The 16573-nt window shown below is 39.0% G+C and carries 6 protein-coding genes and 1 pseudogene; 5 read left to right on the top strand and 2 right to left on the bottom strand.

Annotated elements, in window-relative coordinates; translation table 11 throughout:
• The first annotated feature begins 125 nt into the window (after nucleotides 1–125).
• Together H4J59_RS08005 and H4J59_RS08000 are read left to right on the top strand one after the other, a co-directional pair.
• A complete protein-coding gene (locus H4J59_RS08005) occupies nucleotides 126–542 on the top strand; it encodes a hypothetical protein (RefSeq protein WP_182238345.1) in 417 nt (138 codons plus the stop codon).
• Between the two features lie 47 nt (nucleotides 543–589).
• On the top strand, nucleotides 590–9889 hold the full coding sequence (locus H4J59_RS08000) for an Ig-like domain-containing protein (protein WP_182238343.1): 9300 nt from the start codon (nucleotides 590–592) through the stop codon (nucleotides 9887–9889).
• A 409-nt stretch (nucleotides 9890–10298) separates the two neighbouring features.
• On the opposite strand, the gene H4J59_RS07995 is transcribed toward H4J59_RS08000, so the two are convergent.
• Complete coding sequence (locus H4J59_RS07995; protein ID WP_404852012.1) at nucleotides 10299–11645, bottom strand: short-chain fatty acid transporter; 1347 nt, start codon at nucleotides 11643–11645, stop codon at nucleotides 10299–10301.
• Between the two features lie 245 nt (nucleotides 11646–11890).
• Here H4J59_RS07995 and H4J59_RS19800 point away from each other — a divergent pair.
• From H4J59_RS19800 to H4J59_RS07980, 3 genes and pseudogenes are all read left to right on the top strand, one after another.
• A pseudogene (locus H4J59_RS19800) lies at nucleotides 11891–12209 on the top strand (LysR family transcriptional regulator substrate-binding protein); the annotation flags it as partial.
• A 341-nt stretch (nucleotides 12210–12550) separates the two neighbouring features.
• A complete protein-coding gene (locus H4J59_RS07985; protein WP_182238339.1) occupies nucleotides 12551–13546 on the top strand; it encodes a catalase family peroxidase in 996 nt (331 codons plus the stop codon).
• A gap of 427 nt (nucleotides 13547–13973) precedes the next feature.
• Nucleotides 13974–15065: an alkene reductase gene (locus H4J59_RS07980; RefSeq protein WP_182238337.1), complete on the top strand. Its 1092-nt coding sequence runs from the start codon at nucleotides 13974–13976 to the stop codon at nucleotides 15063–15065.
• 319 nt (nucleotides 15066–15384) lie between these two features.
• On the opposite strand, the gene H4J59_RS07975 is transcribed toward H4J59_RS07980, so the two are convergent.
• Nucleotides 15385–16512, bottom strand: a complete 1128-nt coding sequence (locus H4J59_RS07975) for a zinc-binding dehydrogenase (protein ID WP_182238335.1) — start codon at nucleotides 16510–16512, stop codon at nucleotides 15385–15387.
• Nucleotides 16513–16573: the final 61 nt, after the last annotated feature.

Genomic DNA, 16573 nt, shown 5'->3' with positions numbered 1-16573 from the left:
AACAATCAAAATAAAGACTGTTTACATTTACTACTTTAGTGTAAGTTCAATGAAAACAACAAAATAGTAACAAAACACTATTAAATGTTACAAAATGCTGTAAGATGCTACAAAGGTGTAATAAATTGTTACAATTATCCATATATTTAGCCATATATTCTTTTTCTCTTCTTGTTTTTGCCCATGAAGGCGAAAAATTTATTGCCTCAAGCCAGTGGCAGCATAAAAACTTAACTGTTCAGTGGGATGATAACTGGCCCACGGAGCATTGTATTGACATTTTAGATGTTAATACAATGACTTATAGCTTTGAAAGTGAAGTTTCGATGAAATTCGATTTTCATGTTCACCCTAATAATGAAAATAATGAATATCAAACTGACTATTTTTCAAAGTCTGACTCCATAGCAAAAAATACGGGTGAAATTATCACCAATAAACCAGGGACTTATTGTTTTCAATTTAGCCCTGTTAAACGACACACTAAAAATAGTGTCATTAAACTAAAATATCGATTAACACCAGCCATTAACAGGCGGTAAGCATAAAAATTAATTAGGTCCTATACCCGCCTAAGAGGAAATTAAGAATGATAAAAAAAAGCCAAATAAAAATAATAAATGCTTTAAAAGCAGCTTTTATTATTTTATTTTTATTAAATGTCCAATCGGTAATGGCCAACTCTAAGCTGTTAGTCGTAGATCCTACGGTACCTGATTTTGAGCAGCTTCTTACGAACCTACCTGAAGATACTCATTACATCGTATTAAATTACACTGATAATGCCTTTATTCAAATAGCTAATCAGTTAGATAAAAAACAGGCTGATAGTGTTCATATTCTTTCTCATGCGGAGCCTGGCTCACTAACTTTAGCAGGTGAGAGCATTGATGCAGGTAACCTCAAAAAATATGACGATGCGTTAAATAAAATCAAAGAAAATATCAGTGCCGGAATGGATATTTTATTTTATGGCTGTGATTTAGCCGCAACAGATAGCGGTAAGTCATTATTATCGTTAATTGCCGATAAAACTGGCGCTGATGTTGCCGCCTCTGTAGATAAAACCGGTCATAGTACGTTAGGTGGTGACTGGGATTTAGAGTATAAAGTTGGTCATGTTGAAGAAGAGGTTTTAATTGCTCAAAATGTACAAAATAGCTATTTATATACCTTAAGTCATTGGCGCGGTGGCTCTATTTCTTGGAGTGCAATAGAACTCGATAATGACGGTTTAAAAAATGATGTCGAAATTGTGGTTAAAACCGCTTGTGCTTTAGGTAGATCATGTGAGCCATCTACTTTAACTAACCCAAATTCTATTTCTTCCTTAACACTCACTGGCACAGTCACAACGACCTTAACAGACTATATATTCGCAGAAACAACTTTCACCGGCAAAGATCTCGACCCTGATACAACTTATTTTGTTTATTATGATAGTTGTTGCCGAATAGGTTTAAAAAACAATTCAGGGGGGAGATGGAAAATTCAAAGCAATATTTTAATGAAAGATGGCAATTTAGCCCCTAAAATTGATTTGCCCATTTTGTATGAAATTCCTATGTTAGATGAAAATGGCAATGCCGCCTCGTCATTTTCTTTCCCTGTTAGTGCCACTGATCCAAATGCAGATACCATTGTTTACCGTTTAGCTACAGAAGATGAGCTGGGTAGAACAGGAAGTGGTTACACCAATCCTTTAGGCGTGACCATAAATGCTAATACCGGTGTGGTCACGTGGGATTTTAACGCTTTACCCGCGAGCCCACAAGGCTTATATAGTGCTGGGTTTGTCGCGGAAGATGTAGATATCAGTGGTAACGCTAAGTCAAAAAGTCATGTCGATCTTATTTTAGACCTACAAAATAAACAAGGTGTTACTTATGTCGCAGATGCATCAATCCCTGATAGTCGAAATGTTATTGTCGCCAAAGGTACTAGCTATTCATTTAGTCTTACCGGTAACGCTGTTGATGTTACCAGTTTAGGTCAATTAGATGGCGCATTAACAGAGCCTAGCGAAGGTAATTTCATTTTTACTCCAGGTAATGTGGACGACGCTATTGATTTAACGGCGGGAACATATCCGCTTACATTTGAAGTGCGTGATACGACCAATACCTTTGTTACAAGTTATTTAATTTTAAATTTCATTGTACCAGATCCTAATGGGCCTAAAATCACCAATATTGAAGGTGATTTAACCAGTTATTCGTCTACTTATGCTCAACAGGTAGATAAAGACATTAATGCCGTAGTGACCGATTTAGATAACAACAGCAATACAGTTAACCATCTAAATAATGGTTTTATAAAGTTCAATATTACTTCTGTCGATGGTCAGTATGAAATTTTAGATATCAAATCTGATGGCACAGGAACAGGGCAAATTAGTCGTGTAGATTATGACGTTTTTTATGAAGGTAATAAAATAGGTGACGTTAGCTCTCTTGAAGATGGTATCGGCCAAGCTCTTCGTATTGACTTTGGTACTGCTTCTATAGATGCCGTACAAGCTTTAGTGCGCAATTTAACTTATGCCGATACGTTTGTGATTCGCTCTAGTGGGCAACGCAGTATGTCCTTGATTATTGAGGATAGCGATGGTTTAAACACTAGTTATTCTATCAATGTTAGTGTCAATGACCACCCAGATAGACCCGCCACTGGTCCCCCTATTGTAGTTAACAATAAGTTGACCATTGAAAGTGGCGCGTCAAAATCTATTGCTTCAAATAACATCAAATTTGCTGATGCAGATAACGTTCCAGCGGATTTAATCATTACCGTTTCTGCTGTAACACACGGACAATTTGAATATATCGCTAATGGCGGTGTTAAGATTACTACGTTTACACAAAAAGATATTAATAACGGCCTAATTCAATTTGTGCATGATGCTAGCAGTACAATACCCTCTTATCAATTAACCGTGACGGATCCATCTTCAAATGTATTTGGTCCTAGTTTAGCCGCTATTAACTTTGCTAATGGCTCAATTGATAACCTAAATATTTATGAAAATAAAATAGGCGTTGGCATTATCAGTAATGCTAATATTACAGGTTCGACAACATACTCAATTACAGGCGGTGCAGACAGTAGCTCTTTTACGATCAATGCTTCATCAGGCTCTTTGACTTTTATCACAGCGCCCGACTATGAAACAGATGCTCATTCGTATCTTGTAGAAGTCACTGTAATAGGTAGCTCGTCAGGTACCGATGTACGGACCGTCAATGTGTTATTACAAGATATAAATGAATCACCAAGCATCTCAGGCACAAATCCAACAAATACACTTAATCCCCGTACTCCTGATAGTTACTCTTTTACTCCAGTGGCAACAGATCCTGAAAATGCAGCGCTAACCTTTAGTATTGAAAATAAACCTGACTGGGCATCATTTAATGCCTCTACTGGTGAGCTTACGATAACTGATCCATCAAATACTATTGCGGCGGCCGATGCTGGCTTATATAGTGATATTCAAATTACAGTAAACGATGGTATTAACAGTGCTTCTTTATCTGCGTTTTTTATTAATGTTTTAGATAATGCAACACCTGTTGCCAATCCGCAAACTGGAGTATTAACCGATGAAGATACCGCAACCTCTATCACACTAAGTGCAACAGATGCTGATAACGATGCGCTGACTTATACTATAGTTTCTACTCCTACCAATGGGGCCTTAACGGGAACTGCACCAAATTTAACCTATACACCTAATGCCAATTATTTTGGTAGTGACAGTTTTAGCATTAAAGTAAACGATGGTACGGCAGATTCTAATACTGCTACCATTACAATCACTGTTGCTGATATCAATGACTTGCCAACGGTTTCAAGCCAATCAGTCAATACGCTGGAAGACAATGCGCTTGCAATAGTGTTGGCTGCTACTGATTCAGATGGTTTAATCGTCAGTTATACAGTAAATTCTCCTAGTAATGGTCTTTTAACGGGAAGCGCACCAAACCTAACCTACACACCTGATGTTAATTTCTCAGGCATCGATAGCTTTACTTATAGCGCAACGGATGATGATACTGGCGAATCATTACCTACAACAGTCAGTATTATAGTGACTAACGTAAACGATGCACCCGTGATCGCAGGTACACCAGCAACAACGATTGCTGAAGACACTCCTTATAGCTTTACGGCAACGGCAACTGATGATGACGGGGATACTCTAGTCTACTCAATGACAGGTGCGCCAAGCTGGTTAAACATTAACTCAGCAACAGGTGTGCTCAGTGGTACGCCAACCAACAGTGATGTAGGTACAACCAGTAATATCCTACTCACGGTTACTGACCTAGCCAATGTGAGCGATAGCTTAAGCGCTTTTACCATTACAGTGACTAACGTAAACGATGCACCCGTGATCGCAGGTACACCAGCAACAACGATTGCTGAAGACACTCCTTATAGCTTTACGGCAACGGCAACTGATGATGATAACGGGGATATTTTAGTCTACTCAATCACAGGTGCACCAAACTGGTTAAACATTAACTCAGCAACAGGTGTGCTCAGTGGTACGCCAACTAACAGTGATGTAGGTACAACCAGTAATATCGTACTCACGGTTACTGACCTAGCAAATGTCAGTGATAGCTTAAACGCTTTTACCATTACAGTGACTAACGTAAACGATGCCCCCGTAATCTCAGGTACACCAGTTTTTGAAGTAAGAGCGCTTGTTAACTACGACTTTACACCGTTAGCAACAGATGTAGATACGGATGATATCCTAAAATTTAGCATGGTTAATAAACCAGTATGGGCAACCTTTGATACCTTAACTGGACAATTGTCGGGTATTCCAGCTGTTGCTCAGGTAGGTGATTATGCTGGTATTGTGATCTCAGTTACTGATTCGCAAAATGAAAGTGCCGAGCTACTAGATTTTACGATTAGCGTTTTAACGGCGGTGGACACAGATGGGGATAGTGTTCCTGATGTTAAAGAGCGAGAAGAAGGCACTGACCCAACCGACTCTACAGATATAAAAGACACCGATGGTGATGGTGTGCCTGATTACATAGAAGCGCATGACGGTACAGACCCAAGCGATGCTACAGATATAAAAGATACCGATGGCGATGGTATTCCAGATTACATAGAAGCGCGTGACGATACAGACCCAAGCGATGCTACAGATATAAAAGATACCGATGGCGATGGTATTCCAGATTACATAGAAGCGCGTGACGGTACAGATCCAAGTGATGCTACAGATATAAAAGACACCGATGGCGATGGTATTCCAGATTACATAGAAGCGCGTGACGGTACAGACCCAAGCGATGCTACAGATATAAAAGATACCGATGGCGATGGTATTCCAGATTACATAGAAGCGCGTGACGGTACAGACCCAACCGACCCTGCAGATATAAAAGACACCGATGGTGATGGTGTGCCTGATTACATAGAAGCGCGTGACGGTACAGACCTAAGCGATGCTGCAGATAAAAAAGATACCGATGGTGATGGTGTGCCTGATTACATAGAAGCGCGTGACGATACAGACCCAAGCGATGCTGCAGATAAAAAAGATACCGATGGCGATGGTATTCCAGATTACATAGAAGCGCGTGACGGTACAGACCTAAGCGATGCTAATCAGCTTGTAGATAGTGATGGTGATGGTGTGCCTGATTATGTTGAAAGAGAAAATGGAACAGATCCAGAAGATGCTACTGATAATATTGATACCGATGGTGATGGTGATCCTGATTATGTTGAAGACAAAGCTGGTTCAGATAAATTCAATGGTACTGATTTATCTATAGATACCGATGGTGATGGTGTTCCTGATATTATTGAACAACAACAAAATACAGATCCAAATAATTCAGCTAGTATGCAAGACACAGATGGTGACGGTGTAGCTGATTATAAAGAAGGTGTAGAGGGAACAGAGCCAACAGAAGCTGACACAGATAATGATGGCGTCCCTGATGGTGAAGATGACTACCCTCTTGATAGTAGTAAAACAAGGATAAATAACGCACCTGTCGCTAATGACGATAATTTCACGCTTACCTATAATAGTGAAGGTCGTTACATCTTTGATGTTATATCAAACGATAGTGATATTGATGGTGACACATTAACTATAGTAAGTGCCAAGGCTTCACTTGGTACAGTAACTATTGAAGATAATCAATTGGTCTACCTTGTGTCAGGTGTTGTTCAAGGGCTATTAGAGCTTGAATATGGCATTAGCGATGGTCGCACTAATGAAGGAAACGTCAATGCTCAAGCGAGTGTCGTTGTAGCATTTGGTGGTGATATTGATGCATTGCTACCAGTGATAACACTACCTGATGATGTTAGTACCGATGCCACTGCACTTTATACAAAAATTAACTTAGGCGTAGCAACAGCTAAAGATAATAACGGTAGAAGTATTCCTGTTTCACTTGTTGATGGCATAACTTTCTTTCCTCCAGGTAATAACCTAGCCTACTGGCAAGCAGAAGATAGCGATGGACTTAAAAGAGTGGTTACTCAAAACGTTGCTATAAACCCATTGATCACTATAGGTAAAGATGGAAAAAGCAGTGAAGGTAATTACTATACGGTAGGGGTTTACTTAAATGGTGAGTCACCCACTTACCCTGTCACAGTTACTTACACCGTAAGTGGTAATGCAGATAGCAGTGACCATGACTTACTGTCTGGTGAAGTGGTTATCGAATCAGGTATCTCAGCTAACATTGGGTTTAATGTACTAGCCGATGATATCGCAGAAGATACTGAAACTCTTATCATCACTTTGTCTGATGATGTAAATCTAGGCGCTAAGTCAGAGTTTACGCTCACCATAACAGAGGAAAATATTGCGCCAGAAGTGAGTTACACCATCACTCAAGATGGTGAAAAACGAGTGTTTATAGATATTTCAGGTGGTGATGTAATAATTAAAAGCCATGTTGTTGATGTTAATACACAAGATACGCAACGCTATAATTGGTTTGATATCTCAGGTAATTTAGTCGACACAGATTACGATGTCAGTCGCTTTACCTTTTCCCCATCAAACTTAGCATTAGGTGGTCACGACCTAGCATTAACCGTAACAGACAATGGCGAAATTGCTTTAAAGACTGAAACCGTTATTTACTTTGAGGTTGTGAGTCAACTCTCAGCACTAACTAGTCTGGATAGTGATGGTGATCTGATCCCTGATGATGCCGAAGGTTACGGTGATAGTGACGGCGACGGTATACCTGATTACTTAGATGCTAATAACAGCTGTAATGTTATGCCAGAGCAAGTTGGTGAATCTCAACTATTTTTAGCAGAAATAGAGGCAGGTGTCTGTATGCGTAAAGGTGGAACGGTTGCTCAAAATGAGTCAGGTTCAATACTGTTAAATACTTATGAACTTGCTACAGACGAAGAAGCAATTAACGTTGGTGGCTTATTTGACTTTATTGTTTATGGCCTGGCAACACCAGGACAAAGTGTCAGTATTGTATTACCTCAAGTATTACCTATTCCAGAAGGCGCTATTTACCGTAAATACAGACCTACTACTGGTTGGGGGGAGTTTACGGTAGACAATAACAACTACGTATCATCGACAGCAGGAGAGGTAGGGTTTTGTCCTCCACCCAATAGTGACCTATGGAGAATTGGCTTAACAGCTGGACATTGGTGTGTGCAACTCACTATTGAAGATGGTGGGCTTAACGATGATGATGGCGAAGTTAATGGTCAAGTAATAGACCCCGGTGGTGTTGCTACTTGGGATAACGCTAATAACTTACCTGAAGTAAATTCAGAAATGGTCAGCACAAGACAAAACTATGCAGTTACCGTTGATGTGCTTATTAATGACAGTGATGCCGATGGTGATAGCTTGGTGATTAGTAGTGCATTGGTAGATTTTGGCAACGTCAGCATTGTTGATGAACAGTTACTGTATACCCCAGATGAAAATTTCTTTGGTATTGCGACAATATCTTACGGTATCAGCGATAATAATGGCGGTAGTGGTCTTGGCTATGTCACTGTTGATGTTGTTGCAAATATAGAACCTGTAACAGTTGAGGATGCAGCAAGCACAGACGACAGAACCCCTATCACTATTGATGTACTTGCAAATGATACTGATGGTGATGGTGATACGCTTACCCTTATTGATGGCAGTGCCATACAAGGCAGTGTAACCATTAGCAATAACATGATGGTATATACGCCATTAACTGGTTATGGGGGTTTAGATACAGTGACTTATACTATTGATGACGGTAACGGAGGCCAAACTACAGGGCTTATTTCGGTGACAATTAATGCTTATCAGGCAGTGGGAGAAACTAAAGCATCAGGTGGTAGTGCAGGTTGGATCTCTTTACTATTAGGTGGTTTAGTCATGCTTAGGCGTAAATGTCGTCATAGTTGTAAATCAATATCATCAATAAACATCACAAAATTTTTGGCCTTAGGCTCGCTCGCTATACTTAGTTGCAATGGTAATGCTAACGATGATGGTATTGAAATAAAGGCCCCTCAAGTAGGCTGGTACCTAGCTGGAGAGCTTGGTTACAGTACAACGGATGTTGATAAACTCGATTTTGATGGGTTTTATCAACAAAATGGTATAGAAGCCAGTACGTTATCGGTTGATGATAATGACTTCAGTCAAGGGTTATTTTTAGGGTATCAATTTACCCCATATATAGGACTTGAAGCTGGCTATTTAAGTCTAGGAGAACGCGCTGTTACTTTTAAAGGAAATACCCTTGATATCGATGCTTTTCATGATAATTCAGAGCATTTTTATCCACAAAGTGGTGAAGGTTTTTCTTTAAATATAGCGGCCAGTTGGCCGCTAACAGACAAATTAAAATTAGCAGGTCGTCTAGGATACTTTGATTGGGAAGGTGATTATGACCTATCAAATATGTCAGGAAATGTCGGCTCAGATGCCCTGTCAGGTAACGATATTTGGTACGCCGGAGAATTAAATTATCGAGTGTCAGATGACTTTCAAGCCTATCTAAGTGTTGCTCAATTTAAATTATCACGTGATACCACCACGACCTTTTCGATGGGTGTTCGTTATTTCTTCGGTGACGCTTCAAATAACGCTTACTCTGGTGGCTCGAATAAAAACGTATCTGATAACGTATCTGATAGTAACGCTCTTACAAAAATTGAACCTACTCAAACTGCTGCGATAGAAGAAGTAGACGTTGTTATTCCCACGTTAATCGAGCTACCTGAGCCAATCTCTATTTACTTTGCCGTGACTAAAGACAATCTTGCTCAAGAGGCTTTAACGCAACTAAGTGAACTTGAATACTTATTGGCTGAGCGAAATGATATTTCAATAGCACTTGATGGTTATGCCTCAAAAAATGGCGATACTAGCTTTAACACACAACTCTCTCATTGGCGTGCTTATAATGTGCAGAAGCACCTTTACTTAGCAGGTGTTGAATTATCACGCATGAATGTTGATTTCCATGGTGATAATAACCAGGCCAATAATATAAAATCACAACGAGTAGATGTCAGTTTCACTTATACTGAGAATAAGCAATCGGTTGCGAGTGAAGCTATAGCCATCAACTTTGATCTGTTTTCAAATAAACTTAGCCAAAATGATATAGCAAAGATTAACGCAGGTTTAGCAACACAAGAACTATCTGCATTAAGCTATATTGAATTAATGTCTTATGAAAAATCGCCTGGTAATGAACATGGGTTAATTGAATTAGCCGCGAGTCGTGCTGATAAAATTAAGACTTTGTTAATTGAGCAAGGTGTAACTGCCCCTATTAAAATTAATTACTTGTTACTTAATGGTAGCGAGGAAAATAAAGGCAGAAAAGTAATCATTAGTTTTTTTAAGTAGGCGGTGCTCTAACCATTGAACGATGGTTAGTCTATATATCAATGGTTATAAAAGGGTTAAACGATATTTATCGTTTAACCCTTTTTTTAGTTCACATATTAATACATTAGTGAAGTGGTTTATCCCCAAATGAGATTGATTAGCCCTAAACACCTCATTAGCGTTACCTACCGATGATTAATCATAAAGCACAAAAATAGTATAAATATTTTTTGATGTCACTTGTATTGTTAGCGCTAAACGCAGGCATATCGTTTCTTGAATAACAAAAAGCTCATAGCTGTGTGTCTAACTGCCCTCAAGTAGGTATATTTATGAGGACAGTTTTCCAGTTAGCGCTGTAACATATATTACATCAGGTGACTTAACACCGAATTTGAAACGGTTTATAGGGTCCCTTTATAAAAAACTATAAAAAAACCAATCCTAATGATATAACAATGCCAGAATAGACAAGTATAACTAAGCAATAGCCCATAATATCTCTTGCTCCAAGTTTAGCAATTCCCAATAATGGTAAAGCCCAAAATGGTTGTATCATGTTTGTCCAAGCATCTCCCCAGGCAATTGCCATTGCCGTTCTGGCCGTATCTACGCCAAGTTCAATGGCTGCTGGCATCATAATAGGTGCTTGAACAACCCACTGTCCGCCACCCGAGGGGACAAAAAAGTTCACAACGCCTGCACTTAAAAAAGTAAATAAAGGAAAAGTATCTACTGTAGAAATATTAACAAAACCTTGTGAAATATATCCAGCAAGTGAAACACCATCTGGACCCATAAATTTCATCAGTCCCATTATTCCAGCATAAAAAGGGAATTGTAGTAAAATACCCCCGACATTTTTGGACGCATCAGCCACTGCACGTACTACTTTAATGGGAGTGCCATGTAAAATAATGGCAGTAAATAAGAAGATAAAATTAATTATATTCAAATTTAAAGCAAATCCATTTTCGATAAAATAAGAGAAAATAAAACTATATCCTAAAACACCCAGTGCTCTATTTATCCATTTAGAATTTTCAAGCTTTTGGGCTGGCGTCATATTATTTTTATCTAATGTTTCTACTATTTCAGCTTCAAATAAGCGGGTATCCACTTCAATGGTTTTTTCTTTTGAAGGATGCATAAACTTTAGAATAAAAGGTAATGTAAGCACAAGTATGGCGACAATAATTAAATTATATGACGAAAATATGGTTTCGCTTGTTGGAATAGCTTGTGTTAATGCCCCATTTGTTATTTCTGCTAGACCAGTAGATGAGGCAATCGTTAATGGAATAGAGCCTGAAAAACCTGCATGCCAAATCAAAAAACCAACGTAGGCAGAAGCGATTAATAATGGATAATGAACCCCTTTTACTTTATGAGCGACTTCTCTCGCAAAAATTGCCCCAATAACTAAACCAAAGCCCCAGTTAATAAAACTGGCAACTAATGCAACAAAACTGACCAGAAGTATCGCTTGTCCTGGTGTTTTTGAAAATCCAGCGAGTTTAGATAAATATTTTTTAAACACATCTGTTGTTGCTAATATGGTCCCAGTGACCAGCACCATTGCCATCTGCATTGCAAATGACAAAATAGACCAAAAACCTCCATACCAAGCTGTGACCAAATCCATAGGAGAGCTTTGTGTAAGAGGTATAGCGGCAATAAACACAACAAAGGTCAATATAACGGCAAAAACAAATGGATCAGGAAGCCAATTCTTCACCAAACTAACAGAGCTGTCAGTAAACTTAACAAATATGTTTTTCATGTTATTCCTTTTTTTAATATCCAATTTTTAAGCACTTAACAAATACCACTATTCTACGCCCCTTCATTCGAATTTAGTGTCACTTCGTATCAAGCTGGTGTTACATTTTGACATCCTTAAAGCTAGCAGAGTAGATACTTGATACCAAGTGCTTTACTGCTTTCTTTAACAACAACTGGTTGATACTGGCAATATCTATAGCCAAACCATTTAAAGATCATCAACCATCATTTGGCACAGTATCACTGGCACAATCTTGCCAACAGCCACTGGTATTATTTCATGAAGGATATTTTTTACGTGACGTTATTAGTCAGTATGCAAAAAAATTACTTAGCATTAGATGTTCGCATGGAAAATAATCTTATTGAGCTGCAAAAGTCATTAGTTCGCAATGGCGTTGCTATTAACACTTTTTTATCGCGTATTTTACAAAACGAGCAGCAGATAACATCTATACCTTTGAGCCAAAAATTAAATTTAGTTTAGCGTAGAAAAAATAATTATGTTTCTCAAGCTAGTAAGGCCTTTATGACTTATTTAAGCTCAATGGTGAGCCTTTGGATTAAGCTTAATGGTTTTATATCGCTTAGCAGAGAGCGCTATTTGAGACTTTCTATACTAAAAAACAATATTTATGATAAAAAAATAATATTAATTCATAACAAGGCTTGAATTTATAGCTATTAATCTACATTTAATCTGAGCTTATTACCCAGAGCTCAACAGTAATGCACATATACGCTAAGCCTCCAGCCTATGCCTTATTTATTTATAAGAGCTTTAGCTGATATCCGGGTTTTCAATCGCTTTCGCAGGTTTTTTAAACAACAGAGTGATCTTAGCAAAGATTTTTTCGTAACTTTAACTATCGATATAACAATAAAGAAATATAAATGAAGCATAACCTCATTACCTCAGGCCTTACTGCTTTTTTTCTCATTATAGGTGCTACTGCAACCTCGACTGCAAGTGCAAGTGACAAAAAAATTGAAGCAAATGATTTAGTTGAAATATTCGAAAAGCTAGGAGGAAAACATCCAGGCTATAGAAAAGCACATGCTAAAGGTCTATGTGCCTCTGGCACTTTTGTGCCCGCGCCCAATAAATACTTTACCGGAGCCGCCTTGTTATCAAACGGTGAATTACCCGTATCTATGCGCTTTTCAGTCGGTGGTGCTAGCCCAAGTAGTAATGAGAAAGCCCCTGGTACGCGGGGTATGGGCATGCAAATTCAACTACCTAATGGCGCTTTACATACTTTTACCGGTAACAACTTCCCCGTATTTGCTGGCAAAAATCCAGAAATTTTTCATGGCTTCTTATCGACTTTACTGCCTGATGAAAATGGTAAATCTGACCCCGCTAAAACCATGGCATTTGTCCAGCAGAACCCAAGTTTACAAGCTCACGTTATGTGGAATCAAAACGCTAAAACAGCCGCGTCATTCGCCAATACTGAGTTTTTTGGTTTGCACACCTTTTACTTTGACCAAGCCAATAAACAACAAACTAAGTTTCGCTGGAATATCAAGCCAAGCTTAGGGGTAAAAACACTAGAAAAAGCTGAGGCTGATAGCATGCCAACTGAGTTTTTAGCTGATACTTTTGCGCAACAACTTAAAGATGAAACCGTTAGTTTTAATATTATGGCGAGCTTAGGTGAAGCACAAGATAGCGACATTGACCCTTCACAACAATGGCCTAGTGAACGCCCTCAAGTGACGCTTGGTACGGTAACCGTTAAAACAAGTGGTGGCGATGCCTGTAATAATACTAACTTTGATCCTAATGTGATGTCGGCAGGCTTTATACCCAGTGCTGATCCTATATTAAGAATGCGCTCACCTGCTTATGCTATCTCTTTTGGTAAAAGATTGAGTGGTCAATAAATAATTTTCTAAGTGTTAAAAGCGTTTATTACAAAATCGCTGTACTGAGCAATGAATGAGGGGGTGGTTTTACGCTACCACCCTTACTTTTGAAACTTAATATTCAAAAGCAAAGGATGATAGCCGCTTTTAAATGAATTAAAAGCAAGCTATACAAAAGCCAAAATGTATCTTTTGAAATTGAGTGAGAGTTGATTGTAAAATGAAAGTGACTTAGTCAATTTAACTCGCACTTAACATTACATTTCAATACGAATGCTACATTTACATATAACTACAAGTTATTACAAAATATAAAATAATACATTTATATTATATGAGACAATCATATTAATAACTGAGATCTACATCTAGTGACCTATTAACCTGACCTATGAAATAGCTTTCTAGATAAATTATCTTCATAAATGAATAAGGAAACAATAACGTGTCTACAACTACACTTTTTTCGACAACAACATTCGCTAAAAAGCCCCTAAAAAATCGTTTCGTTCTTGCACCGTTAACTCGCGGTCGTGCAGGTCCAACTCGCGTCCCCAATGAATTAATGGCAGAGTATTATCAGCAGCGCAGTACGGCTGGCTTAGTAATTGCTGAAGCGACCGCTATATCTGAAGAAGGCAATGGTTGGGTAAACTCACCCGGTATTTATAGCCAGGAAATGGTCGAGGGTTGGAAAAAAATTACTGAGCGCGTGCATCAGCAAGACAGTCAAATTATTCTTCAGCTTTGGCATACCGGACGAGCATCTCATAGTGACTTTCATGACGGTGAATTGCCGCTATCAGCTTCAGCATTAAAAATTAATGGCGATCAAATTCATACCCCTGAAGCTAAAAAAGACTACGAAGTGCCACGCGCTATGACAGTGCAAGATATCAAAAGAACAGTGGAAGACTTTCGCAAAGCAGCTGAAAATGCCAAGGCAGCAGGCTTTGATGGCGTTGAAGTTCATGCCGCAAACGGCTATCTCATTAATCAGTTTCTTGATGCTAGCACCAATCAGCGTGACGATGAATATGGCGGTAGCATTGAAAATCGTACGCGCTTTTTAAACGAAATAATTGAAGCGGTATTAACAGTATGGCCTGCGGAAAATGTTGGCAGCAGAATTTCGCCCAATGGCGTATTCAATGATATGGGCTGTGATGACTACAGAGAATTATATACCCATGTTATACAGCGTTTTACTCATTACCAGCTTGGTTTTGCGCATATTATGGATGGCTTAGCTTTTGGTTTTCACGCACTGGGAGAGCCAATGATACTGGAAGATTTCAGAAGTTTATATCATGGCCTTATTATAGGGAATTGTGGCTACGACCAGGCAAAAGCTGAAGCGGTAATTGGTTCAGACAAAGCTGATCTGGTGGCTTTTGGTCGCCCCTATATTGCTAACCCCGATTTACCTCAGCGTATGCTTAATAACTGGCCATTGGCGCCATCTGACGATACCAGTGATTGGTATGGTGGCGGCGCTAAAGGTTATACTGATTATGAAACCTACAAGTCCGCTTAGGTTTACAACATAATCGCAGGGACAAGTTTGCAGATTATAGACCTGCTGTAGGAGAACAAGAAAGTTATTTACTAAAGCTGTTTTATTTATTTTGGGGAATTTTATTAACAATATTTTAATGAGCGCTTTGTGCGCATTCCTGACATTCTAGCTAAAAATATTGCCATATATTTTCTAATGAATTTACTATTAGCGTAAACAATGTATAGCTTGATGCTTTCTCTAACGAGCCAGTAAATAAAAAAGCAGATACCATCATCGGTATCTGCTTTTACATATTTTACAATCAATCAGTTAAATTAATTACTTTTGGGGGCAATTACTTTTGAGGCGTGATTAAGAACTTCTCACCTGTCGCTTGTTTTGAATAAGCTGCCATCGATTTTAATTGTAATACTTCTGCCAACGACACTTCATGTGTGTAGTGACTAGCAAATGTTGTCGTGATTTCATCTGCAACACGTTTACGCATCGCTATTACCGTTTTAGTGCCTAACTTACCTAGCGCATTGAATAATAAGAAGCCATTGACAGCCCAAGCAAAACCGAAGTTACGATTGAGTGTTACAGGGCCACGGTCTAATGCGCCATAAATGTACACTTGTTTGAACGTGTCAGAGCCATAAACGCTGTGTTCTTTCATATCACGAACCGCAGCAACTTCCATACAATTAAGAATGTCACTTGTTAGCTTACCACCACCAATAGGGTCAAACGCAATAGTTGCGCCTGTTTCAATAATTGCCGCCGTTAAGTCAGCAAGAAAAGTCTCACTACTAGAATTAACAATATATTTTGCGCCCATATCACGTAATAATGTTTCTTGTTCGGCTTTACGGACAATGTTAATTAAATCAACGCCATCAGCAATACAAATACGGTTTAGCATTTGGCCAAGGTTAGACGCCGCCGCCGCATGAATAATGGCTTTATGACCTTCAGCACGCATAGTTTCAACCATAGCTAATGCCGTAAGTGGGTTAACAAAAGAAGAGGCGCCCTCTTTAGCTGTAGTACCTTCTTTTAATGGTAAGCAGCTTTGTACGTTGGCGGAGATAAATTGACGATACGTGCCACCGCCAATAACGGCAACGGTTTTACCCATTAATGCTTGTGCCGCAGGCGATGAACCCGCCGCTATAACGGTTCCTGCGCCTTCATTACCAACAGGAATTGCTTTACCAACACGCGCTTTAACCGCAGGCATAAACTTAGCGGGAACATCTGCCGTAATCACTGGACTTTGTTCAGTGCCTGATTGCTGCGCGCTTGTCATATCTGCAGCGCTAAAAAGAACGGCTAAATCAGACGGGTTTAATGGTGCAGCTTCAAGACGAATAACCACTTCATCGACACCAGGTTGTGGTATTTCGATGTTTTTTAAGGCAAGTGTTAATTTATTGTCTTCACTGATGGTTGAAGTAAGTTGGATATTTGACGTTGTCATAATGTTTGCTCCTGCAAATAATAAATTTTTTCAACCAATAACTTTATTGTATTGGTTATAC

Origin of the sequence: Colwellia sp. MB02u-10, assembly GCF_014077185.1 — a bacterium.
In the GTDB taxonomy this organism is placed as follows: Bacteria; Pseudomonadota; Gammaproteobacteria; order Enterobacterales; family Alteromonadaceae; genus Cognaticolwellia.
This window is presented reverse-complemented; position numbering and strand designations above follow the sequence as displayed.